This window comes from Patescibacteria group bacterium, from assembly GCA_018817085.1.
GTDB lineage: Bacteria > Patescibacteriota > WWE3 > CG2-30-40-12 > CG2-30-40-12 > CG2-30-40-12.
The window spans coordinates 1-22,762 of the sequence record JAHIUT010000021.1 but is presented as its reverse complement, the minus strand read 5'-3'; the positions used below and the strand labels follow the sequence as shown (position 1 = coordinate 22,762).

At 40.2% G+C, this 22,762-nt stretch carries 19 protein-coding genes and 1 tRNA gene; 10 read left to right on the top strand and 10 right to left on the bottom strand.

Translation table 11 applies throughout. The features are described 5' to 3' along the window. Nucleotides 1–1,631 (bottom strand): GspE/PulE family protein (locus KJ678_01440; protein MBU1016808.1); only part of this gene is annotated, 1,631 nt, incomplete at its 3' end. Nucleotides 1,632–1,800: 169 nt separating this feature from the next. Here KJ678_01440 and KJ678_01435 point away from each other — a divergent pair. From KJ678_01435 to KJ678_01405, 7 genes are all read left to right on the top strand, one after another. Beyond that, nucleotides 1,801–2,535, top strand: coding sequence for a hypothetical protein (locus tag KJ678_01435; protein ID MBU1016807.1), 735 nt, complete (start codon nucleotides 1,801–1,803; stop codon nucleotides 2,533–2,535). A gap of 143 nt (nucleotides 2,536–2,678) precedes the next feature. Next, complete coding sequence (locus KJ678_01430; GenBank protein ID MBU1016806.1) at nucleotides 2,679–2,876, top strand: hypothetical protein; 198 nt, start codon at nucleotides 2,679–2,681, stop codon at nucleotides 2,874–2,876. Beyond that, a complete protein-coding gene (locus tag KJ678_01425; GenBank protein ID MBU1016805.1) occupies nucleotides 2,845–3,270 on the top strand; it encodes a retroviral-like aspartic protease family protein in 426 nt (141 codons plus the stop codon). The genes KJ678_01430 and KJ678_01425 overlap by 32 nt, the downstream gene beginning before the upstream one ends. Nucleotides 3,271–3,389: 119 nt before the next feature. After that, entirely contained in the window at nucleotides 3,390–5,360 is a 1,971-nt protein-coding gene (locus KJ678_01420) for a DNA gyrase subunit B (protein ID MBU1016804.1), read from the top strand. An 86-nt stretch (nucleotides 5,361–5,446) separates the two neighbouring features. Continuing rightward, nucleotides 5,447–7,468: a sodium-translocating pyrophosphatase gene (locus KJ678_01415; protein MBU1016803.1), complete on the top strand. Its 2,022-nt coding sequence runs from the start codon at nucleotides 5,447–5,449 to the stop codon at nucleotides 7,466–7,468. Nucleotides 7,469–7,635: 167 nt separating this feature from the next. After that, on the top strand, nucleotides 7,636–10,149 hold the full coding sequence (gene gyrA / locus KJ678_01410; GenBank protein ID MBU1016802.1) for a DNA gyrase subunit A: 2,514 nt from the start codon (nucleotides 7,636–7,638) through the stop codon (nucleotides 10,147–10,149). A gap of 135 nt (nucleotides 10,150–10,284) precedes the next feature. Further along, nucleotides 10,285–10,962 (top strand): ribonuclease HII, encoded by a 678-nt coding sequence (locus KJ678_01405; GenBank protein MBU1016801.1) that lies wholly within the window; start codon nucleotides 10,285–10,287, stop codon nucleotides 10,960–10,962. 75 nt (nucleotides 10,963–11,037) lie between these two features. Here KJ678_01405 and KJ678_01400 read toward each other — a convergent pair whose 3' ends face one another. From KJ678_01400 to KJ678_01380, 5 genes are all read right to left on the bottom strand, one after another. After that, entirely contained in the window at nucleotides 11,038–11,424 is a 387-nt protein-coding gene (locus KJ678_01400) for a hypothetical protein (GenBank protein ID MBU1016800.1), read from the bottom strand. Between the two features lie 102 nt (nucleotides 11,425–11,526). Further along, entirely contained in the window at nucleotides 11,527–12,483 is a 957-nt protein-coding gene (locus KJ678_01395) for a tyrosine-type recombinase/integrase (GenBank protein ID MBU1016799.1), read from the bottom strand. A gap of 909 nt (nucleotides 12,484–13,392) precedes the next feature. Then, complete coding sequence (locus KJ678_01390) at nucleotides 13,393–14,160, bottom strand: hypothetical protein (protein ID MBU1016798.1); 768 nt, start codon at nucleotides 14,158–14,160, stop codon at nucleotides 13,393–13,395. Continuing rightward, entirely contained in the window at nucleotides 14,147–14,644 is a 498-nt protein-coding gene (gene ruvC, locus KJ678_01385) for a crossover junction endodeoxyribonuclease RuvC (protein ID MBU1016797.1), read from the bottom strand. Before ruvC ends, KJ678_01390 begins: the two co-directional genes overlap by 14 nt. 35 nt (nucleotides 14,645–14,679) lie before the next feature. After that, nucleotides 14,680–15,216 carry a YebC/PmpR family DNA-binding transcriptional regulator gene (locus tag KJ678_01380; GenBank protein ID MBU1016796.1) on the bottom strand — a complete coding sequence of 179 codons (537 nt, stop codon included), beginning with the start codon at nucleotides 15,214–15,216 and terminating at the stop codon, nucleotides 14,680–14,682. A 252-nt stretch (nucleotides 15,217–15,468) separates the two neighbouring features. On the opposite strand from KJ678_01380, the gene KJ678_01375 reads away from it, so the two are divergent. The 3 genes from KJ678_01375 to KJ678_01365 all read left to right on the top strand — a co-directional run bounded on the left by KJ678_01375 (nucleotide 15,469) and on the right by KJ678_01365 (nucleotide 18,308). Beyond that, nucleotides 15,469–16,131 (top strand): tetratricopeptide repeat protein, encoded by a 663-nt coding sequence (locus KJ678_01375; GenBank protein MBU1016795.1) that lies wholly within the window; start codon nucleotides 15,469–15,471, stop codon nucleotides 16,129–16,131. 302 nt (nucleotides 16,132–16,433) lie between these two features. Further along, nucleotides 16,434–17,603 carry an ATP-binding protein gene (locus tag KJ678_01370; GenBank protein MBU1016794.1) on the top strand — a complete coding sequence of 390 codons (1,170 nt, stop codon included), beginning with the start codon at nucleotides 16,434–16,436 and terminating at the stop codon, nucleotides 17,601–17,603. A gap of 216 nt (nucleotides 17,604–17,819) precedes the next feature. Next, a complete protein-coding gene (locus KJ678_01365) occupies nucleotides 17,820–18,308 on the top strand; it encodes a type II toxin-antitoxin system death-on-curing family toxin (GenBank protein ID MBU1016793.1) in 489 nt (162 codons plus the stop codon). A 751-nt stretch (nucleotides 18,309–19,059) separates the two neighbouring features. Here the strand turns inward: KJ678_01365 and KJ678_01360 are convergent. The 4 genes from KJ678_01360 to KJ678_01345 form a co-directional block, all read right to left on the bottom strand. Next, nucleotides 19,060–20,223 carry an ATP-binding protein gene (locus KJ678_01360; protein MBU1016792.1) on the bottom strand — a complete coding sequence of 388 codons (1,164 nt, stop codon included), beginning with the start codon at nucleotides 20,221–20,223 and terminating at the stop codon, nucleotides 19,060–19,062. Nucleotides 20,224–20,423: 200 nt separating this feature from the next. Continuing rightward, on the bottom strand, nucleotides 20,424–20,684 hold the full coding sequence (locus tag KJ678_01355) for a hypothetical protein (GenBank protein ID MBU1016791.1): 261 nt from the start codon (nucleotides 20,682–20,684) through the stop codon (nucleotides 20,424–20,426). Between the two features lies 1 nt (nucleotide 20,685). Next, nucleotides 20,686–20,970 carry a DUF4258 domain-containing protein gene (locus tag KJ678_01350; GenBank protein MBU1016790.1) on the bottom strand — a complete coding sequence of 95 codons (285 nt, stop codon included), beginning with the start codon at nucleotides 20,968–20,970 and terminating at the stop codon, nucleotides 20,686–20,688. Between the two features lie 605 nt (nucleotides 20,971–21,575). Next, nucleotides 21,576–21,646, bottom strand: a tRNA-Trp gene (locus KJ678_01345). Nucleotides 21,647–22,762: the final 1,116 nt, after the last annotated feature.

The window sequence follows — 22,762 nt, the reverse complement described above, 5'->3', positions numbered from 1 at the left end:
TCGCTTTCAGGTCTTCTCTCCAGAATTAGTTTTGCGATTTTGGAACTTACCGTCATAACCTCAAAAATTCCAACTCTCCCCAAATACCCTTGTTGACTGCATTTATCGCAACCTTTTCCGCGGTACAAATACACTTTCCCCGTTTTATCCGTTTTTACATCCGCTTTATCCGCTGATTCTGCGCTAAACAAAGCGCCCAGTCCTTTTTTTATATCTTCCGCCACTTCTTTAGGCGCCTCATATTTTTCTTTGCAAAAAGAGCATATTTTTCTTACCAATCTTTGGGCAAGCACCAAATTAAGAGTGGACGCCAACAAAAAGTTTTCAGCGCCCATATCAATAAGCCGTGGTATTGCTCCAGCCGCGGAATTAGTATGCAAAGTGGATAAAACCAAATGCCCTGTTAAAGCCGCATTTATAGCAAGACTTGCCGTTTCGCTGTCTCTTATTTCCCCAACCATTATAATGTTTGGGTCCTGCCTTAGAATAGAACGCAGACCCGAAGCAAACGAAAGCCCCGCCGCAGTATTTATTTGCACTTGGTTAACACCATGAACTCTAATTTCAACCGGGTCCTCCAAGGTGATGATGTTAACCCTAACGGTATTTAGTTTGCTAAGAGCGGTTGCTAAAGTAACCGTCTTACCACTACCGGTTGGACCCGTAACCAAAATAATGCCGTTGGGACGCAATAAAACTTCCTCAAAATGTTTAAGCGCTATACCCCGTAAACCCAAATCTTTAAAAGTTAAAACCTGACCCTGCTCTTTTAGCAGTCTTATAACAATCTTTTCTCCAAAAACGGTAGGCAGAGACGAGACCCTCAAATCGGTAGTGGTGTCTCCTATTTCAACTTTAAAGCGGCCGTCTTGAGGTTTTCTTTTTTCATCAATTTTTAAGCCCGCCAAAATTTTTATACGCGCCATAACAGATTCGGTAACCTTTTTAGGCAAAGACAATCTCTCTTGCAAAACTCCATCAATTCGGTACCGCACTCGCGTTTTCTCTTCTTGCGGTTCAATGTGGACATCCGAAGCGCGGGCTTTAACAGCGTATTCCAAAATAGTGTTAACCACGCGAGCAACCGGGGCGTCTCTAATAACCTCTCCAGCTTTTTTAATATCGGAGATGGATTCTTCTATTTTTTGGGTACCCGCAAATTCCTCCAAAGCCTCAAAAACATCTTCGCCAATGCTTTTTCCATATTGTTCTTCTGTAACTTTTAAAATAGCGGCAGAGTCCGCAATAAAGGTTTTAACTGAAAGTTTCGCCTTTCGCTCTATAAATTCAACAATTTGAAGGTCCAAAGGGTCCGCCATTGCTAAATAGAGAAAATTATTTTTTTTATCAAAGGGGATAAGACGATAGGTCTTTGCCGTATTTTCTGGCACAAGTTCCAAAATTTCAGGTCTTATTGCCTGCTCCTTTAAATCATAAAAGGGGACATCGTAAAGAATACCTTTAGCTTGGGCTAGGTCTTTGCTAGTAACATATTTTCTCTCGTTAATAATTTCTTCAGAGTTTTTGCCGGTGTTTAAGCTTTCTAGTTTTATAGCCGAAACTTGGTCTTCGGTAAGAAGCTTTTTATCGTAAAGTATGTCCTCAAGATATTTTTGCTTTTGTAGTTTCATTCGGGCAGATAAAAACCTATACTACAATCTATTTTAGATTATAGGAAGCTAAAGTCAACCCCTTTATCCAAAATCCAAGATTTTATGTGGTTTTAAAGGAGTTTCCTTTGAAAAAGGAGACTCCTTTGTAAAGTTTTGCCTTTTGACTTTTTACCCTTATAATAAGATTATGCACTCAATACTAATTTTCGGCGGAAATAAAAAGGACCGCGAGCAAAAAATTGACCATATTTCGGCAATTCCCAACTTCGCCAATCACCCTGATATTAAGATAATAAAACCGCAACCCGGAAAAAGCATTGGAATTAACGATGTTCGCGAGATAGAAAAGTTTTTGCGGACAAAACCTCTAAAACTTACAGGAAAACAAGTTCTAATTTATTCGGCCGAAAACCTTACCGTTCAAGCCCAAAACGCCTTATTAAAAACTCTGGAAGAGCCCCCCGCAAACTGCAAAATAATTCTTGAAACGAGAAACGAAGAAAGTTTACTGCCTACAATAATATCCCGTTGTCAAAAAATAAATTTAGGAAATAAGAATACTGTGGATGAAAATACTCCGGAACATAACGAGCAGGTTAAATTATTCATGAGAGTTTTAGAAAAGGGTAGGGGAGAGGGGTTGGATTTTGTAGAAAGCAACAAACAAAAAATTGCTAATCGGGATTATGCCATTAGTTTATTAGATATATGGGTTTCCGTTTTGCGGGACAAAATGCTTATAAATACGGATAAAAATCCAAATATCATCAATAAGCAAAACAGAGAGTCTTTGGAAAAACTAGAAATGGACACAATAAGAATAATAGAGTGGGTAGAGTTTTCCAGCAAGTTGAGAGAAACCATACAACAGACGAACGCCTCCCCCCGCCTAGCTTTAGAACTATTTCTTTTACACCCCTAACAAATTTGTACAGCTGTATGAATTTGTTTTGCGCTTGTAGCGACAATATCCCATCTCGCCAATTAAGTTGAGATGTCAACAAAAATTGCACACCCGGTGTGGGGTTTGCGAAAAATAGATAAGTACGATACAATATAATTACTATGAAACCTATGGACATTTCCAAACTTACTAAAAAATACGGCTCGGGATATGTAGCTAAAAACAGAAAAACCGGGCGGATTGTTGCCCATGCCAAAAGGCTGGATCTTCTTTTCAAAAAAGCGGGGGAGAGAACAGATGTAACTATTTCCTGGATACCCAAAAGCAATGCAAAATATGTCTTTAGAATTTCCCTTTGAATACGCAAACATCCAAGGTTTGGGAAGACTGTTTTATCCTATCATAGTTGCAGAATTAAAAACAATTAATGGATGGAGAAAATTTGAGTTTTTGGTAGATACCGGAGCGGATATTACCACTGTTCCCTCACATTTGCTCCCAGTTTTGGGTCTTAAAAAAGCGCAACTCTCCGCTAATACCACTTTGGGTGTTGGGGGCATTTCCGTAAAAACATGGGAATTTCAAATACCTTTAAAAATAGGAGCTAATGAGATATCTATTCATTGTAGCGCTGTGGGAACAAAAGAAGATTCTATGCCTCTATTATTGGGCAGAAAAGATGTGTTTGAGAAAAAATATAATTTACTGATTGACAGTAAAAGAAAACTAACAGTTATCTCCGAAAACCGTTAAGACTCCGCCGGTATAACAAAAATTGCACACCCGGTGTGGGTATGGGGGTTGCGCAGAACCTGCTTTTTTTGTTTTCTCCCCTTGAGATAAAAATTGCGGTTTGATAAAATGCTTTCATAATGGAAGAAAAAAACCCCACAAACCAATATAACGCCGAACAAATACAAGTCTTGGAAGGACTTGAACCTGTAAAGAAAAGACCCGGTATGTACATAGGTTCCACCGACCAAACAGGTTTGCATCATCTGGTTACCGAAATCGTTAATAACGCAGTGGACGAGGCTATGGCGGAATACGCCACCAAAGTGGATATTATATTTCATAAAGACGATTTTGTGACTGTGGTAGATAACGGAAGAGGCATCCCCACCGACATAAAACAAGGCTATGGCATATCCGCTTTAGAACTAGTTATGACCAAACTCCACGCGGGAGGAAAATTTGGAGGCGGAGGATACAAAGTAGCCGGCGGTCTGCACGGGGTTGGGTCGTCGGTGGTAAACGCTTTGTCGGACTGGATGTGCGTTATGGTAAAAAGAAACGGTAGCGTTTTTGTACAGGAGTATCACTTAGGAACCCCCCAATACAAAGTTTGCGAATACAAAAGCGAAAAGGACATAAAAACAGAATACGCGCTTCCGCTGATAGGTCTTAAAAACCTCAAGGACGATAAAAGCGGAACACTCGTATCTTTTAAACCAAGCTCCCAATTTTTTGGAAACTATAAAATCAATCCCAAAATTTTAACCGAACAGTTTAGAGAATACGCCTATTTAACAGCTAAACTGCAATTTAATATAGAAAATGAAAACGACAACACAAAAAGCGTATTCTATTTTGAAGGGGGAATAAAATCTTTTGTAAGAGAATTAAACCGCCACAAAAAGGTCTTAAATAATACAATTTTTTACACTCATAAAAAATATGAGGATGTGGATGTTGAATGCGCCGTGCAATATAACGACTCGTTTTCAGAGTTGGTGCTTTGTTTTGCAAACACCATCAAAAACCCCGAGGGCGGAGCGCATTTAACCGGGTTTAGGTCCGCTCTTACAAGAACTGTAAACGACTACATTAAAAAACACAATCTAACCAAAAATGAAAACATAACACTTACCGGCGACGACCTAAAAGAAGGTTTAACCGCAATTATATCGGTAAAACTAGATTCGCAAAAACTGCAATTTGAGGGTCAAACTAAAGGAAAACTAGGAAACGCCGAAGCTAGAATTGCGGTAGAAACAGTGGTTAAAGAAACATTGGACTTTTTCTTAGAAGAAAACCCCAAAGACGCGGAACAAATTTTATCCAAAATTTTTCTTGCCGCAAAAGCCCGAATGGCGGCGCGGGCGGCAAGAGACGCCGTAGTTAGAAAAGGAGCGTTAGAAGGTTCCACCCTTCCCGGGAAATTAGCCGATTGTCGAGAAAAAAACCCCGCAAAAGCGGAGATTTTTATAGTAGAGGGGGACAGCGCGGGAGGCCCCGCAAAACAAGGGAGAAACCGCGAAACTCAAGCTATTTTGCCTTTATTTGGAAAGGTGTTAAATACCGAACGGGCCAGACTTGATAAAATTATTAAATCCGACAAACTTAAAACTTTAATCGTAGCGTTGGGCGGAGGTATTTCGGATCAGTTTAATATAGAAAAGATAAGATATCACAAAATTATTATTATGGCGGATGCTGATGTTGACGGCTCGCATATAATTACTCTGTATTTAACATTCTTTTTTCGGCATCTAAAAACGCTTATAGAAAAAGGTTATGTGTATGTGGCAGTGCCTCCGCTTTATAAAGCTTCGTGGAACAAGGAACGAAAATATCTTTTAGACGAAAAAGAGAAAGAAACCTTCTTAAAGAATTCTAATTATAAAAATGTTATTATACAAAGGTTCAAAGGACTAGGAGAAATGAATCCAGATGAATTGTGGGAAACCACAATGAACCCAGAAACGAGAACATTAAAAAAAATATTAATAGAAGATGTTCAAAAAGCGGACGAAGCATTTGAGACTTTAATGGGAGAAGAGGTTGAACCGAGAAAAAGATTTATACAAACTCACGCCAAACAAGCGGAGTTGGACATATAATTAAATGTCAAAGCTCAAATGTCAAATCCACATCTCAAAACCTTAAATCTAATAAATTCAGATTTGAGATTTGAAATCACACAACAATGGACACAATAAAAATAATACTTCCCATCTTAATATCCATCCCCGCGCTAATAGCCATAAGCTATAGTTTTGTTCTTTATAAACAAATTTTAAAACTCCCCACAGGCACGCCAAAAATGCGCGAAGTTGCCAGCGCCATTGAGCTTGGCGCAAAAGCTTATTTTAAAGCGCAATATAAAGTTATTGGTATCGTCGCCTTAATATTAACTCTTATTTTATTTTTATCGTTAGGCTGTCTTACCGCACTGGGATTTCTGTTAGGCGCTATAACATCCGCTCTTGCTGGATTTTTGGGAATGAGTACCGCGATAAAAACCAATGTTAGAACTACGGAAATGGCAAAACAAGGTTTGGGTAAAGCTCTCACAACAGCCTTTAAAGGAGGGGCTGTGACCGGTCTTTTAGTCGCCGGTTTAGGTCTTTTATCCGTAACAGTGTTTTACTTTCTAACCAAAAACATATCGGGACTGGTGGGGCTTGGATTTGGAGGCAGTCTTATTTCCGCGTTTGCTCGAGTAGGCGGAGGAATATTTACAAAAGCGGCGGATGTTGGAGCGGATTTGGTGGGTAAGTTAGAGAAAAATATTCCCGAAGACGACCCCAGAAACCCAGCGGTTATAGCGGACAATGTAGGGGATAATGTGGGGGATTGCGCAGGCATGGCGGCCGACCTTTTTGAAACTTACGCCATTACTGTAGTAGCCGCAATAATTATCGGAACATTATCTTTAAGAAATTTTAGGGGAGCAAATAACCTTAATATGGAACTTGCGGTAATATATCCTTTGGTTTTAGGAGCTATATCTATTATATCTTCCATTGTTGGAACATTTTTTGTGAGACTGGGAAAAGACCAGTCCATAATGAAGGCGTTGTATAAGGGTTTAATAGCATCAGGAGTTGTATCGGCAATTTTGTATTACCCCGCCACCGCCTTTATTTTAAAAGGAATAGACACCACCGCAATATACATAACTTCAATAATTGGGCTTGTTGTTACCGCATTGCTGATAATAATAACCGACTATTACACCTCAAAAAGTTTCAACCCGGTTAAAAATATAGCCAAAGCTAGCGAGAGCGGGCATGGCACAAACATTATTGCGGGTCTTGCGGTATCTATGAGAGCCACTTTTGCGCCGATTATTGTTATTGTTGGCGCAATTTTAGTTTCATATTCGCTTGCCGGATTGTATGGGATAGCCACTGCGGGAATGAGTATGTTGTCTCTTGCGGGAATAATAATCGCCGTAGACGCTTTTGGACCTATCACCGACAACGCAGGGGGGATTGCCGAAATGAGTCATCTCCCTACCAAAGTTAGAGAGGTAACCGACGCGCTAGACGCGGTAGGGAACACCACAAAAGCTATAACCAAAGGGTACGCTATAGGCTCGGCAGGTCTTGCCGCTTTAGTTTTGTTTGCGAGTTTCACAGAAAAATTGCAAAACATAGGGCGAATTATAAAGTTTGATTTATCGGATCCTAAAGTTATTGCGGGTCTTTTTATAGGAGGGGCATTACCTTATTTATTCGCCTCCTTTTCTATGGAAGCGGTGGGCAGGGCGGCGGGAAGCGTAGTTAAAGAAGTGAGAAGACAGTTTAAAGAAATAAAAGGTTTAATGGAAGGAACGGCCACACCTGATTACGCTAAAACTGTGGATATTGTAACAAAAGCGGCGCTTAAAGAAATGATAATCCCGGTTCTTATACCCGTTTTAGCTCCTATTATTGTGGGGAGATTATTGGGTCCTATAGCCGTTGGAGGAATGCTTATGGGGGCGATTGTTACCGGAATATTTGTTGGAATATCTATGACCACGGGAGGAGCCGCGTGGGATAACGCCAAAAAATACATAGAATCAGGAACTCACGGCGGAAAAGGCAGTTTTGCGCATCAAGCCGCGGTAACGGGCGACACAGTGGGGGACCCCTATAAAGATACAGCTGGTCCCTCCATAAACCCGATGATAAAGATAATAAACATTGTGGCATTGTTAATTGTTGGAACGGTGATTTAGCAAGCTGGAAACTTGCAATTATCAATTAAAAGAAGCATGTCAAATCTCAAATCTCAAAACGCAAAACTCAAATCCAAATCTTAAATCTTAAATCTTTCAGATTAAAGGCTTTAACATGTGGATTTGACATTTGACATTTGAGTTTTGAGATAGGAGATTGATTCTTTATGGAAAATACTATATCTCTGGCTCAACCAGCGGAGGTCGAAAAAAATGAAAATAGCTCCCGAATAACCCCCACATCCATCGCGGATGAAATGCAAAGAGCGTATTTAGATTACGCAATGTCGGTAATAGTATCCCGCGCGCTACCCGATGTTAGGGATGGGCTTAAACCTGTTCAAAGAAGAATAATATACGCTATGCACGAACAGGGTATGAGCGCGACTTCCCGTTACCAAAAATGCGCCGCGGTAATTGGGGAAGTGTTAAAAAAATATCACCCTCATGGAGATATTTCTGTGTATGACGCTTTAGCTAGAATGGCGCAAGATTTTACATTAAGATATCCGTTAATAGACGGTCAAGGAAATTTCGGGTCGGTGGACGGCGACCCCCCAGCAGCAATGAGGTACACCGAAGCGCGGTTGTCTAAAATAGCGGGCGAGTTAGTGGAAGATATAGAAAAAGAAACGGTATCTTTTGTACCCAACTATTCGGGCAATTATAACGAGCCTATTCTTCTTCCAGCTAAAATCCCAAATCTTCTATTAAACGGCGCGTCGGGTATTGCTGTGGGAATGGCAACCAATATAGCGCCTCACAATTTAGAAGAAATTGTAGGCGGTATTTTGCATCTTATAGAAACCGCAAACAACATTGAGCTAAATAAGTTTAGTTCAACCGCAACCACCGAAGACCTTTTAAATTTTATTAAAGGCCCCGACTTCCCAACTGGAGGAATAATTTACAATCAAAAAGATGTTCTTCAAACCTACGCCACAGGGCGAGGGCGGATAATTGCGAGGGCTAAAGTTACTATAGAAGAAGATAAAAGTGGGAGGTACATTATTGCCGTTACAGAGATACCATATCAGGTTAACAAAGCGAATTTAATATCAAAAATTGCGGACCTTGTAAGGGACAAAAAAGTAGACGGCATAAGCGAGTTGAGAGACGAATCAGATATGTCCGGAATAAGGATAGCCATTGGATTAAGGCGAGACACCAAACCTCAAAGAATATTAAATCTTCTATACAAACACACGGAACTGCAAAAAGCCTTTAACTCAAATATGGTGTCTCTTATAAACAACGAACCAAAGTTGATGAACTTAAAAACAATGCTTGAAGAATTCATAAAACATAGGCAAGTTGTTATAGTAAAAAGAACAGAGTTTTTGCTTAAAAAAGCGCGGGAGAGGGAACATATTCTGCAAGGTTTAAAAATAGCGCTTGACCATATTGAAGAGGTAATAAAGACAATCCGTAATTCTAAAGACGCCGAAACCGCGAAAGGCGCGTTAATGGCAAAATTTGGGCTAACCGAGATTCAAGCGGTTGCCATTTTGGAAATGCAGTTAAGAAGACTAGCCGCGCTGGAAAGGCAAAAAATAGAGGATGAACTTACCAATATTATAAAAGAAATTAAGCGCCTCAAAGATATTTTGTCAAGCGCTCAAACAGTTATGGATATGATAAAAGAGGAGCTTTTAGAAATAAAACAAAAATATGCGGAGGGGCGAAAAACCAAAGTAATAAAAGGAGACATTCACGAACCGGAAGAAGGGGAGTTGATTAAAAAAGAGGATGTGGTTATAACCTTAACTCAAACCGGTTACATAAAAAGGTTAAACATAGAAACCTTCAAAAAGCAGGGTAGGGGAGGCAAAGGAGTAAAAGGCTCGGAACTGCGGGAGAATGATACATTGGACAAAATTTTAATATCCAATACTCACGACAAAATACTATTTTTTACAAACAAAGGCAGGGTTTATTCTATAAGGTCTTGGGAGATATCCGAATCTTCAAAAAATTCTAAAGGAACCGCCATAATAAATTTATTAAATTTGGAATCTCAAGAAAAGGTAACCGCCGTTTTGCCTTTATCGGAGAAACTGGCGGGTTCGGCAACACCTCTTGTTATGATAACAAAGTTGGGGGTAGTAAAACGAGTTAATCTTGCGGAATTTGAAAACATCCGTTCTACTGGAATAATAGCGATAAAGCTATCGGTGGGGGATTCGTTGGAATGGGTGCATCAAACAACGGGGGAAGATGAAGTAACGCTTACCACCTCGCGAGGTATGTCTATTAGATTTAAGGAAAGCGATGTTCGCATTATGGGCAGAGTAGCCGCGGGGGTATGCGGGATAAGATTAAAAAAGGACGATATTTTGGTAGGTTCCGCGGTAATATCAAGTAAAGACAAAAATTCCAAAGCGTGTCTTTTGGTTATATCAAACAAAGGATACGGCAAAAAAACCCGTCTTTCGGAATACAAAATTCAACATCGCGGAGGAAGCGGGATACTTACTTACAACACAAACGACAAGGTAGGAAACATAGTAGGGGCTTATATTGTGGACGAAACCTCGCTAGATTTATTAATAACATCCGCGGAAGGAAAGATTATAAGATTAGGGATAAAAGAAGTACCCACCTTAAAAAGACACACGCGAGGCGTTAGACTAATTCGACTTTCCGAAAAGGACAAAGTTGTTTCTTTTACTACAATGTGAAAATTTTGTTGGAGGAAGGGGGAACACAACCGTCATTGCGAGCCCGAAGGGCGCGGCAATCTTTTAGATTGCTTCGTCGCAAGCTCCTCGCAATGACGATGGTATTTTGGGGTCGAACCCCTTATGCATTGTATTATGAACTTCCCAAATTTTGAAATTGAATTAAACTTGCTAAAACAAGGACACACCCTCATAGCCGGGGTAGACGAGGCGGGCAGGGGACCCTGGGCAGGCCCAATTGTCGCCTCCGCTGTTGTATTTAAAGGGTCTGACCCTTCTTTTTCTCTCATTAACGACTCCAAAAAACTCTCTCCCAAAAAAAGAGCTGAACTAGACATTATAATTAAAGAAACTGCCGTTTCTGTTGGAATAGGCGTGGTGGAAGTGGACATTGTGGATAAAATAGGAATAGGAAAAGCCAATAAACTTGCGTTTCTTTCCGCCATCCTAAACTTAAACATTACACCAACTTTCATTTTAACCGATTACTTAAAACTTTCTACTTCTGATTTATCCTTACTTAATCTACTTAAGTTACCTAATAAACTTAATTTTTCTCCCCTCATTAAAAACCAACAAAACATTGTGAAAGGAGACTGTGTCTCAATTTCAATAGCCGCCGCGTCAATTGTGGCAAAGGTTTATCGGGACGATATAATGGACAAACTGCATTTAACCTACCCGCAATATGGGTTTAATAAACACAAAGGTTACGGCACCAAAGCGCACCGGGAGGCATTGGAAACTTACGGCCCCTGCGCTATCCACCGCCAAAGTTTTTCCCCAATTAAGCGATTAAAGGAAAATAGGTAAAAAATTTTAAGAGGGAACAAAAAAAAGCCCGCGGAAGCGTATAGCTTACAAACGGGCTTTCTAACACAAATAAAACTATCTTTCCCTTCTCAACTCAAAAGAGAATCTCCGCACTCCTTGCAAAACCCATGCGAGGATTATAGCCAAAGCATAGATGCCCAGCGCTACTTCGGCGTAAATATCTTTCATAGAAGAAATACGCATAGCCAAAGGAACTATAACAAGTAGCGCTCCCAACAGACCCGAAAAAAGCGCTATAGCCAAAAACACACTTAAAACCCGAGACCTGTCGATCTCCCTCACTGGTCCCGCCACAAAAAGAATGCACAAGGGTATACCTATAAAGACAAGAGTCCAGCTGTTGTAGAAAAATCCCCAAACAATGGCCCCTATCCCAACCAACACAAATCCCACATTCATAATTCCTTCACGCCTGCTATTAAGAAACTTTCCGATTTTCATCTTCCCCTCCTTTTTCCCAGATTGGACATTCTCTCGCAACCGCTGGGATTATTATAGAACAAATACACACTGTTGTCAAAATTTGGAACCTGTTTTGTCTTTTCACTTCTTATGAAATTTCTCAAAAACCTCTTTCAGCTGGGGGTTAGTTAGGTGCGTGTATATCTGTGTAGTTTGGATATTGGAATGACCCAAAAGTTCTTGAACGCTTCGCAAATCCGCGCCTTTAGTTAGCAAATCCGTAGCAAAAGTATGCCTTAAAGTATGGGGAGTGGCGTCAATTGAAATACCCGCTTTTAGCGCGTATTTTTTTACCAACCTCTGAATGCTTCTTACGGTAAGCCTAAAACTTTCCCCATCAGGGTCGTTTAATTCCGGAAGTTTTCCGCTATATCTTAAAAACAACGGCTTGTAATCGTCTTTTCTTAAAGATAAATATTTCTTAAGCCACAAAACCGCTGAGTCGGATAAATATACCGTTCTAACTTTTCGCCCTTTTCCAATAACATTAAACTCCTTGCTATCAAAAGCGTTTTTTACATCGGTAGCATTAAGTTTAACCAGCTCGCCAACTCTTAATCCCGTGCTAAATAAAACTTCCAAAATAGCGCGGTCCCGAATACCGCTTTTTCTTTCAATGTTTTGGACCGCTAAAAACCTCTCCAATTGCTCGTCATTAAAAAATTTGGGAACCCGCGCGTCTGGTTTAGCAAGATGTAGTTTTTCAATTGCCACGGTCTTAATATCTTTCTCCACCACCAAAAACTTTAAAAACGACCTTACCGCCACCAAAAATTCGTTTTGTGTGGAAATTTTAAAACTCTCGCGAGATTTTGAACTTATGCGCCGATTCAAATCTATGCGGTAACTTTTTATAATTTCTAAAGTTATTTCGCTAATATCAACTAAATCTTTGTTAAACTGCTTTTTAACAAACTTGCAAAAATCCGTTAAACAATAATCGTACATTTTAATCGTGTACTGGCTTAAGTTTTTTTCAATTTCGCAATGCTCCAAAAATTCAGTTTTCAGAAATGATATGTTAGCCATTTTAGTCACCAAAAAACGATTCTAGGGCATTTTAGAGCCGAGTTAAATTCCAAACTCCAAATTCCAAATCTCAATAGTTGGCACTCTCGTCATTGCGATCCCGAGTGTAATCGAGGGAGAAGCAATCCCAACAAGATTGCCACGCTCATTACATTCGCTCGCAATGACGCAGTGTCAGTAATCTTGAACTCATACTTAATTGTAAAGCCCGTAAAAGAGATTGTCAATAATAAACGACATTAACATTGTAGGAAAGCCGTAAAACAGAAACAAGTAAAAGGCGGAAGGATAAAGAGGGAAATAATAATTTAGAATACAATTAAAAAAAGTTTAATTTATGAAAAAAATTTGCGCAAACCGAAAAATTTAGCAGGGGAGCGAAAAATTAAAAAACCTGTGTTGTCGTATTATGTATATTTAACGACATTGCTGATGTGGGTCTCTGTAAAACAGCTAATTTCATTAACTTAAATAAAAATGAATGTACCCCTCATAAAAGAGAGCACAAATCCCATTTGTTTTAAAATTGCTTGCCTGCCTACGGCAGGGGTAATTTGGGACAACTATTCCAGCAAATACACTACCCCTAAAAAACCTCGTGTCTCTTACAGTATACAGTAAAACAAAATCTCCCCCCCCAGTTATCCACAACCGGAAGTATGACATTAACGACATCTATCAACTATGACAAACTGCCTATAGTACCCAACTTGCGTATCCTATTTAGCACCCTATAGTTGGGGTTGCTAGGAAGGTTGTTGGGTTAAAAAAAATTCCCGCAAGTCCCCTAACCCGCCCACAGAGCAAACTCAAATGACAAAATTCAAAATTCAACTCAAACTCAAAATTTAAATGTTTTAAACAATTGAGCTTTGAATTTGATTTGTCATTTGTTATTTGTCATTTGAATTTCCATGGCTACGCTACTACTAAAATCGCAAAGACGGAAACGAGGATTAAAATATATTCCACATACATCTTTCGGGTTAATTTGTGGGATATAATACTTTCACTAAGCCCTAAAAGGGCGTAAAAAGACGCGCTTGCAAAAAGCGCTCTAAAAAAGGATTCGGTTGGAAAAAAGCTTAAAGCCAAAGCTACTTCAGAAACAAACACCGAAATTATCAAAGACTCAAAAAAGGACGGTTTACTTATTTTTGAATCCCCTTCCCCTACTCTTTGGGACCAAAAATATTCCACACTCAATAAAAAAGTAACCACAAATACTGCCAAAAAATAAAAAATAAATATGTACTCAAATTTATAAATGATGGTGTACGCTAAAAACGCGGCAAACAAGGTTGTTATATAAATAACCGTCTTCCCTACCCTAAGTAGAGGAAAAGATTTACTCTCCATAGCCGATACCAAAACCGCGTTTACCGAAAGGAGAAGGTAATAATAAAAAACAGAAAAGACTGCGCATAAAATCAGCTTAAAGGACACATTAATAAGAGGAAACTTTATAAACACAAAATAGGTGCTTACAAGATAAACTAAAGGCGTTAAAACTCCAAGAAAAATCAATTTCGCTCCAAAAACCCTAAACGCCAGCGCTAATGTTATGATGGACAGAAACAGCAACTGAAAAATATTTCTATCGGCGGGAAAAACCGTGGCAAAAAGAAGAGCTATAAAAAACACACCGCTTGCTGTTATTAAACTTATTCTTCTACTTAGTACCATAAGAAATTTTTAAACAATGAAAAATCGCCAACGCTAAAGCATCCGCCGCGTCATCGGGTTTTATTTTATCCAAAAGCCCCAAATATTTAGTGGTCGCTTTTTGCATTTCCAACTTATCCGACCTGCCATAACCGGTTAATTCTTTTTTTGCCTGCAAAGCGGTGTATTCAAAAAAATCCGCCTTATGCTGAGCCGATAAAAGCATTACCACTCCCCTAGCCTGTCCAACACTGATTGCCGTTTTAACATTGGTGTTAAAAAAAATTCTCTCCACCACAATAGCCGCAGGTTTGTGTTTCTTAATAATTCCAGAAAGCTCGTTTTTAAGCATAAGTAACCTTTTTGGCATCTCCATCCCGGCAGGAGTTCTTACACACCCATATCCCAACAACTCAACCCCATTATTGTTGTTGAAGTTTTCTATTTTTCTTACCACGCCCCATCCTGTTGAAGCGGTGCCTGGGTCAATTCCTAGTATAATCATTTTGTTTTAGGGGTCGGTACCCCAATGAGAATTTTTCATAGCTCTCCATTAGAATACACCTCTTGCGTATCGTCTTGGTCGTCCAAAGTTTCTAAAAGCTCCAAAACTTTATTTTTTAACTTTTCTTCAAGAGGAACGGTAAAAGTTGGGTTTTCGGGGTCTTTTCCAAAAACATACAAAGCGCTCCCCACTTCTCCCAACGACCCGCCTAACTTGCTAAAAATATTTCTTATTTCGGCGGTAGTTCTGTTTCTATTATCGGTAAGAACATCAACCAATATAGCCACTCCGCCCGGTCCGTAACCTTCGTATCTAATTTCCTCTAATCTTTGCGCCCCCAAACCTGTCCCAGAACCCTTGGCAATAGCGCGCGTTATATTTTCTTTAGGCATATTAGCGCTATGCGCCTTCTCAATAGCAAGCCGCAGATTCGGATTGGAATCGGGGTCTCCCCCACCCTTTTGAGCGGAAACGGCAATAGCGCGCGCTATTTTAGTAAAAACCCGCGCTTTTTTTGCGTCATTAACGCCCTTTTGCCTTTTAATGTTCGCCCATTTAGAATGTCCGGACATCAGTAAATCTCAAATGTAAAATCTCAAAACTCAAAAGTTACGAAGTAAGTTCGCGCCGCGAAGTCACAACTTACCTGCCCGCCATCGCAAAGCTCCGTCTTTGGCAGGCGGGAATCTTAAATCTCTGTTTTAATTTCTTTAGATCTATGGTTTTTAGATGTAGCTTTGACATTTGACATTTGAGTTTTGACATTAGGTGTATTGTACCAATTACAACATTGACATTCAAGCAAATTATAGTAAATTTTACTTATGCAAAACATTCTTTTACTTGAACAGCAAGCCGTAAAAGCCGCCTTAAACAGAGAATGGTACAAAGCCATAGGTTTAAACGAGCAGATATTACAAGAAAAAAACGACAGTATAGGGGCGTTAAATAGGCTTGGGAGAGCTTATGCCGAGATTGGGGATATAAAAAAGGCGAAAGAGTATTTTAAAGAGACTCTAAAGCACGACCCCATAAACCAGACTGCCGAAAAAAATTTAAGGGATTTTTCAAAATACACAAACTCCGCCAAAACTATAAGAATGGATGATAGCGCTAAAAAGTCGGATTTTATTATTGAACCAGCGACAACGGCGAAAATGCAGATAAAATTTGATTCAAGGTACAACGCCCACACTTTTGAAACGGGAACTGTGTTTACCGCGATAATGGAAAAGGGAAAGTTATACTTATATTTGGATAAGAACAAAGTGGCGGGAGCTAACGGAAAGAGCGGGGATTTCGTGGAGAGTATGTTAACTAATTCGTGGAAAGGAAACGCCACATTATTATCAGCGCGAAAAAAGCATGGGGTAGTTCTTTTAAAAAGCCCCACACCGGTTTTTAAGGAAAAAAAGCAGGACATAAGACCGTACACAAAACACGAAAGACTGGAAGAAATTGAACTAGACCTTCCCGAGGAAGATTGATTTTGTATTTAAGGGTCTTAATTTAAGGAGTTTCCTTTGAAAAAGGAGACTCCTTCGTTAGTTTTCCCCTCTTCTCGGCTGATTTCAACCCTGAACCACATCGGGTACAGGGCTAAAAACAACCGCTTCGCATCCACTGCAACAAGCGGGGACTTCCGTTTCTGCGCTTGCAGACGGCTTGTTAGGTATTTGTTTTGGGGTCTGTACCCCGCCAGCTGGCGGGGTACCGACCCCAAATACCCACTAAGCTATCTGCAAAATACTCTTGACAAACCCCCACTATTAGTACTAATATTGGGAATATGATCCCAAGATTACTTGAAAAAACTATAATTACAGAACTTTCCGCGCCTAAAAACAAACTGCTTTTAATTTACGGTCCCCGTCAGTCGGGCAAAACAACTTTGCTAACTTCCTTAAAAAATCGGCTATCTCCAACAAAAAGTGTGCGGTACTACAATTGCGACCTAGAAAGCGATTTTGTGAGCTTAAACACAAGAGCGCTTTCCAAACTGCAAGAAATAACCCGAAATGTGGACATCTTGTTAATTGACGAAGCGCAAAGATTAGACAATCCCGGACTAACTCTTAAAATAATATATGACAACATACCCACAGTTCGCGTTATAGCCACCGGTTCTTCCAGCTTTCAGCTTAAAAATAAGCTGAGCGACGCGCTAACTGGAAGGTACTGGAGCTATTATCTATATCCAATATCTTTTTCAGAAATTGTTTCTTACTTATTTACAAATGTTCCTACAGACCAGCAACCAAATCGCGTAAGAGAGCTTCTGGACCAATTTCAACTCTACGGGTTTTATCCCGAAGTTCTAACCCAAAACGATGTCAAAAACAAACAGCTATTGCTTAACAATATAAAAGAAAATTACCTTTTTAAAGACGCTCTGTCGTTCCAACATATTCGTTATTCCCAAGCTTTAGTCAACCTTTGTCAAGCGTTGGCATATCAAATCGGCTCCGAAGTAAACGAACAAGAACTTTCAAAACGGATTAAAATTGACCGTAAAACCGTTATCAGCTATTTAGACATTTTGGAACAGTCCTTTATTATAACAAGGGTATATCCCTATTCTCAAAACCCCCGCCGAGAGATAGGCAGAAATTATAAGGTTTATTTTTTGGACCTCGGAATTAGAAACGCGCTTATCGGCGATTTTAATTCCCTAAATGTTAGGCAGGATATTGGAGCAGTTTGGGAAAACTTTATAATCACAGAAAGAATTAAAAAGCTAATTAATTCCCCCAAACTTCATTCGTACTATTTTTGGCGCAGTTACTCTGGAGCTGAAGTTGATTGGATAGAAAAACCCTACAACCTGCCAATGCAAGCTTATGAAATTAAGCTATCTCAAAGCAAATTAAGCAAAGGCGCCTATATCTTTTCGCAAGAATATAAAGTTCCGGTTGAGATAATAAACAAAGACAGCTATTATCTTAATTTAACAAGCTAATTTTACGGAGATGGCCACTCCGGCCCCGCCATTCGGCGAGGATTTCCGTTTCTGCAAAAAACCTTTACTTTAATATCCAAAAATAGTAAACTGAATTTATGAGCAAAGCAATCAAACACAAAAATACCAAAGAATTTGCTAAAATACAAAAAGCTGTAAAACTTGTTATTTCAGAGTACGGCGAAACTCTTAAAAAGCTTGCGTCAAACGATTAGTATGACAAAAGTCCCTACTTTATTTTTAACTTTAGAGCACATCAAAGATATCTGCTTCATTTTAGCGCAAGAATATTTATCTTTTAACGAACCCATTCCAGATTTTGATACTAGATTTCCCAATAAGCTTGAAGCTATACTAGAAATCCCAAAGCAAGGAGTTAAAACTCATTTGCTTTACCCCGCTATTATTGAACAATCAGGGGTTCTTTTCTATTCCCTTATTAAAGAACACCCATTCTTAAACGGCAACAAAAGACTGGCCGTAACCTGCTTTCTAACATTCTTGCACTTAAATAAATTATGGCTGAAAACAGATTGGAAAACTCTCTATGGATTAACTATCTTTATAGCTAATTCAGACCCTTCAGACAGAGAGAAGGTGCTGAAAGCACTTAATCAATTCATACAAGATTCCATTATGCGACAACCTAAAACAGCTGGGCTAAACCACAAACCGTCTGACCCCTACTATATAAGACTGATTTGATACTTCAATCGGTTTAAAATATCAAAACAACTTCTCTTATCACCGCTTGCCCGCCTGTATAGAACTTTTGTTCTTTACGGCGGACTTTATCGCTAGAAACTTGACCGTTCAAGTTCCGTAAATCCACCAAAGTGGACTCTCGCCGCGACAAACGAGAAAAAATTCGGATCCTTTCCTTTCGCGGGGCCCTTGCTCACTTTGCGCTCGGCATTTGACCGAACTAACGCGCATCGCTAGGATCCAATCCCGATGATTTTCGGGACTGCGCGGGTACCCCTTTTGGACAGCATTACTGCATGTCCGCGCCAGACTTTTTAATCCTCCGATATATCTCAGAGAGGCTCTGGGAACCTTTTACCCAACCCTAAACGGGACGGCGAACCAGCGCTCGCTAACCCGCTCCCGTCAGGATTGGACCAACAACAACCTCCCACTCCGAAGAGAGGTTGTCAAAAGAAAAGGAGCAAAAAACATGCCCCTCCGCTAGGGTACCCAACTCGTTGCAACCATCGCAACAAGCTGGGACTTCCGTTTCTGCGCTTGCAGACGGCTTGTTAGGTATTTGTTTTGGGGTCTGTACCCCGCCAGCTGGCGGGGTCAGCACCCCTTTTGAATTAAATACCCACTAAGCTATCCGCAAAATTCCAATTGGGGGTCGAACCCTAAAGGGTTCGACCCCTAAACCAATTTCAATAATTCCATTATACCACACTACAGGTTAGACGTCAAGGGTTTAGGGTGAAATTACCCTTTATACAAGCAAAGGGTTTTTGGAGTTAATTATTTTCGGAATAGTTTTGTAAGCGCTGTAAAAAGCTCCGCCAACAGGTTTGCTTTTATCGCTCCATTTTACTTCATAAGCCAAAATCCCCTTTGAATCTTTTACCACTAAATCCACCTCCGACCCGCCTCGCGTTCTCCAAAAATACAAATTCCGCTCAAAAAAACTATGCGCGTTATATTTCGCAAATTCCGCAATAACCCAATTCTCCCACAACTGCCCTATATCCGACCTTAATTCGCTCACATTAAATTCATTAAGTATGGCGTTTCTTACACCCGTATCCCAAAAATATATTTTGGAATTCTTTGAAATTTCCCGCCTTGGGTTGTGGCTAAAAGATTTAAGTCTAAAAATTACATAAGTCTGCTCCAAAAGGTCCAAATACCTTTCCACGGTTACTCTGGAAATGGCAAGTCTGTTGGCAAGCTCGTTAACAGATACTTCGCTTGCAACCTGAAAAGCCAAAAGCGCTAAAAGCTTCTTTATAATATCTGGATTTTTAACAAGCCCCATATGCAAAATGTCTTGCAGTAAATAATCTGAAACTAAGTTTGTTAAATACACCCTTTTTTCGGCAGTGGATATAACTTCTGGAAAACTGCCAAAAACGATAGTCTCTAAAAGCAAATTTTTAATTTGTTCCTTAAAATTATTTTGAATAAAATCCCACGAATAATCCTCCGAGTACCAGCTTTGGTTTTTTACAATTTCTCTAAAGCTCAAAGGAGCTAGGGTAATTTTTATATTTCTTCCCGCCAAACTTTCTGACGCGTTTTTTGCTAAAGACAAACTTGAGGAACCCAAAAGGATAAATTTACAAGGCATTTTAGAATCGTACCATCCTTTAACTATACTTGCGGCGCTTGCCAGCCTCTGCGCCTCATCTATGATAATAATATCCGGGTTGCCAAGGTTTCTAAAAGCGTCCTTTGGGTCTATTTTTGACAAAGATTCCAGCTTTTGCTTATTAAGTTCAACATCCAAATTTAGAAAAACCGCTTTCTTCCCAGCAACAAATCGCTCTACCATAGTTGTTTTTCCAACCTGCCGAGAACCCAAAACAATTACGATTTTTCCGGATTTCAAGGAATGCTCCAACTGTTTTTCGGCAAATCTGCTTATATACACCATAAACACACTATACAAAATATACAATCATTTTGTCAAGTACATTTTCCACTTATGCGTTGGGGTCTGTACCCCGCCAGCTGGCGGGGTCAGCACCCCTTTTGAATTAAATACCTACTAAGCTGACTGCAAAATCCAACCTCGGGGGTTAGAAATTCCTCAATTTTAGGTCAGGAATAAACCCGCTCCACCCTAACCAGTTTTCACTTAGCAGAAAATTGATGCAAGACCGAGGAGGCTAAAGTCTGGTAGGGTATCCCCTGCCTCGCCGCTTTGGACTTTAACTTTTGAAGAACTTTTTCGGAAATCCTAATATTAATATTTTTCGTCTTTTCCAAAACATTTTTAGCAAATTTTTTATAAAGCGCTTTTTCTTTATTCAAATCTTTAACAGAAGTTAATTCCCCGCTTGCATAATCACTTAATACATCAAGCTCTTCTTTGTCTAATTCATAATACTTCATATTATTTTCCTTTCTTTTTAACTAAATATTCTTTGGTCGCCTTTCGGCTTGGAATAACTGTTTTTAAAAAAACTTTTTCTTCATCTTCAATAAAAGGCACTAAGTAAATATAATTTCCTATATCCACAACAAATACCCACTGGTTAGGATACTTTGCTTGGTTTTTATGTTTTAGAATATCCAGTAACTTGCCCTTTTCTATTGCCAGAACCACATCCTGAAAACAAACTCCCCTTTCCTCGCTTAAAATTTCATTCTTATCCTCATTCCAATCAAAATATTTCACAGGATTATTCTATGACATATAATACCTCTCGTCAATATTGTATTTAAAAATTTCCCCTCTCTCATCAAAACCCACCTTTAAGATAAGCTTTGTTGAAAGCCGTTAAAATATCCCAAGGGACATTCTAACGGCGCTTGTTTTCCCACTTTCTCTTTCAGGTTGACCAGACCCTACTTGAGTTTCCGAATTGCGTTATGCCGCTTTTCGGACACAATCCCGATGGGAATCGGGACGGGCTCATCTTTAACAGCTTGAATCGTTAGATTCATAAACACCGTTAAAAACTTAACTTGGGTTTTGAGACAGCCACTACTCTCACCCAAGAGCCATTTCCCTATTTCTAACTCCGCGTCGGCCCCAGGCATGGGAAACTCCCGTACCGACTTTGCGCTCGCGCTTATCCCCCCGTCTCTATCTGGCATTCAGGGGGTGCTCATCAGCCGCGCGAGATCAGGACTCGTTGCGCCCATCAGCAAACTTCCTTCCCTAAGGGAAGTCCGCTTGTTGCGCAACTATCCCTCAGGAAGCCCTCATCCTAAAGCACTGAATGAGGACCTTTTCCCGACCTAAAGTCTAGGAAGGCCTGCTGACAGCCTTGTAAAACACACGCTCGGCAGGATTCGAACCTGCGCCCTCCGTTTTGGAGACGGAGATTCTGCCATTAAACTACGAGCGTATACTTCGGGGCACTGCTTCCCCATGGCTCGCGTGTGTGAGTTTTTGTTTAACGTCGGAACCTACCAGTGATACTAAACCGACGACCGTCCTTTTACCCCGGCAGGATTTCCCGGGAACCCCGACTAAGTCGGGGGTTTTCAGCGTCCAACTAGGCGGGGCAGGTCGCGAGGGCGACTTGCTGTCCGTTAACAAAAATCGTAGCCATTTTACACCTCCTTTTCCGCCCAAGGCGGATTGAGACGGAGATGGCTACTCCGGCCACGCCATTCGGCGAGGACTTCCGTTTCTGCAACATTTGCAGACGGCTTATTAGGTATTTGGTATTTGTTTTGGGGTCTGTACCCCGCCAGCTGGCGGGGTCAGTACCCCTTTTGAACTCTTTTGAATTAAATACCCACTAAGCTATCTGCAAAATTCCCAAACTGAAACCACAATTTGTTCGTTTATTTATGGTCTCGGTTTGGGAGGGGAGGTCCCTACCTCTCTCCCCACCCAGGTTAAACCAACAAACAGCGTTTGGACAGGTAAGACGGTAGGGCTGTTTATTAGCTCTTCAACATTGTCAAATGTCATATTAAATTGACAAGGTACAAGATATAAATTCTTATCTCCTCTAATCTATCCACAAGGAGGAAGGGTCCGGTAGGTAGTCCCTTATATTTGGCAGGATAATTCCTCCAAGTCTCTCTCACGAGTAGAGTTCTGTACCGTTGTCTCCTTTCTTGAAGACAGATTAGAAAAGACATCCTTAAAACCACAAAAGCTCGGATTTAGAGTCAAGACTAACTTGATTCCAAACCCGAGCTTTAGTACCTTTAATATTATGCAAGGTAGGCCCGCTTGGTAGGAAAATTTAGTCTCTCACCTCTAAACTCTCAATACATCCATTATACCACACTACAGGTTGTCTGTCAAGGGTTTTGTTTGCAAAAATTTGAAGGCGCGAGACCCAGCTAAGTAAAATTAGCCAGGTATTAAGGGGCCTCGCGCCATACCCCGTAAGTTAGGTTCCACTATTCCTCCTTTCCTAACTTACCAACCAACATGTATATATTATACCATAATATTATAGGCTAGTCAATGGGTTGGAAAAAACAAAACGGCAGGAGGAGGG

Bases quoted from the DNA above. Each gene is read 5' to 3' on its own strand.
- KJ678_01430 (MBU1016806.1), top strand. From the start codon at position 2,679: ATGAAACCTATGGACATTTCCAAACTTACTAAAAAATACGGCTCGGGA.
- KJ678_01425 (MBU1016805.1), top strand. From the start codon at position 2,845: ATGCAAAATATGTCTTTAGAATTTCCCTTTGAATACGCAAACATCCAA.
- KJ678_01390 (MBU1016798.1), bottom strand. From the start codon at position 14,160: ATGGTACTAAGTAGAAGAATAAGTTTAATAACAGCAAGCGGTGTGTTT.
- KJ678_01420 (MBU1016804.1), top strand. From the start codon at position 3,390: ATGGAAGAAAAAAACCCCACAAACCAATATAACGCCGAACAAATACAA.
- KJ678_01380 (MBU1016796.1), bottom strand. From the start codon at position 15,216: ATGTCCGGACATTCTAAATGGGCGAACATTAAAAGGCAAAAGGGCGTT.
- KJ678_01405 (MBU1016801.1), top strand. From the start codon at position 10,285: ATGAACTTCCCAAATTTTGAAATTGAATTAAACTTGCTAAAACAAGGA.
- KJ678_01375 (MBU1016795.1), top strand. From the start codon at position 15,469: ATGCAAAACATTCTTTTACTTGAACAGCAAGCCGTAAAAGCCGCCTTA.
- KJ678_01370 (MBU1016794.1), top strand. From the start codon at position 16,434: ATGATCCCAAGATTACTTGAAAAAACTATAATTACAGAACTTTCCGCG.
- KJ678_01400 (MBU1016800.1), bottom strand. From the start codon at position 11,424: ATGAAAATCGGAAAGTTTCTTAATAGCAGGCGTGAAGGAATTATGAAT.
- KJ678_01415 (MBU1016803.1), top strand. From the start codon at position 5,447: ATGGACACAATAAAAATAATACTTCCCATCTTAATATCCATCCCCGCG.
- KJ678_01365 (MBU1016793.1), top strand. From the start codon at position 17,820: ATGACAAAAGTCCCTACTTTATTTTTAACTTTAGAGCACATCAAAGAT.
- ruvC (MBU1016797.1), bottom strand. From the start codon at position 14,644: ATGATTATACTAGGAATTGACCCAGGCACCGCTTCAACAGGATGGGGC.
- KJ678_01435 (MBU1016807.1), top strand. From the start codon at position 1,801: ATGCACTCAATACTAATTTTCGGCGGAAATAAAAAGGACCGCGAGCAA.
- KJ678_01355 (MBU1016791.1), bottom strand. From the start codon at position 20,684: ATGAAGTATTATGAATTAGACAAAGAAGAGCTTGATGTATTAAGTGAT.
- gyrA (MBU1016802.1), top strand. From the start codon at position 7,636: ATGGAAAATACTATATCTCTGGCTCAACCAGCGGAGGTCGAAAAAAAT.
- KJ678_01360 (MBU1016792.1), bottom strand. From the start codon at position 20,223: ATGGTGTATATAAGCAGATTTGCCGAAAAACAGTTGGAGCATTCCTTG.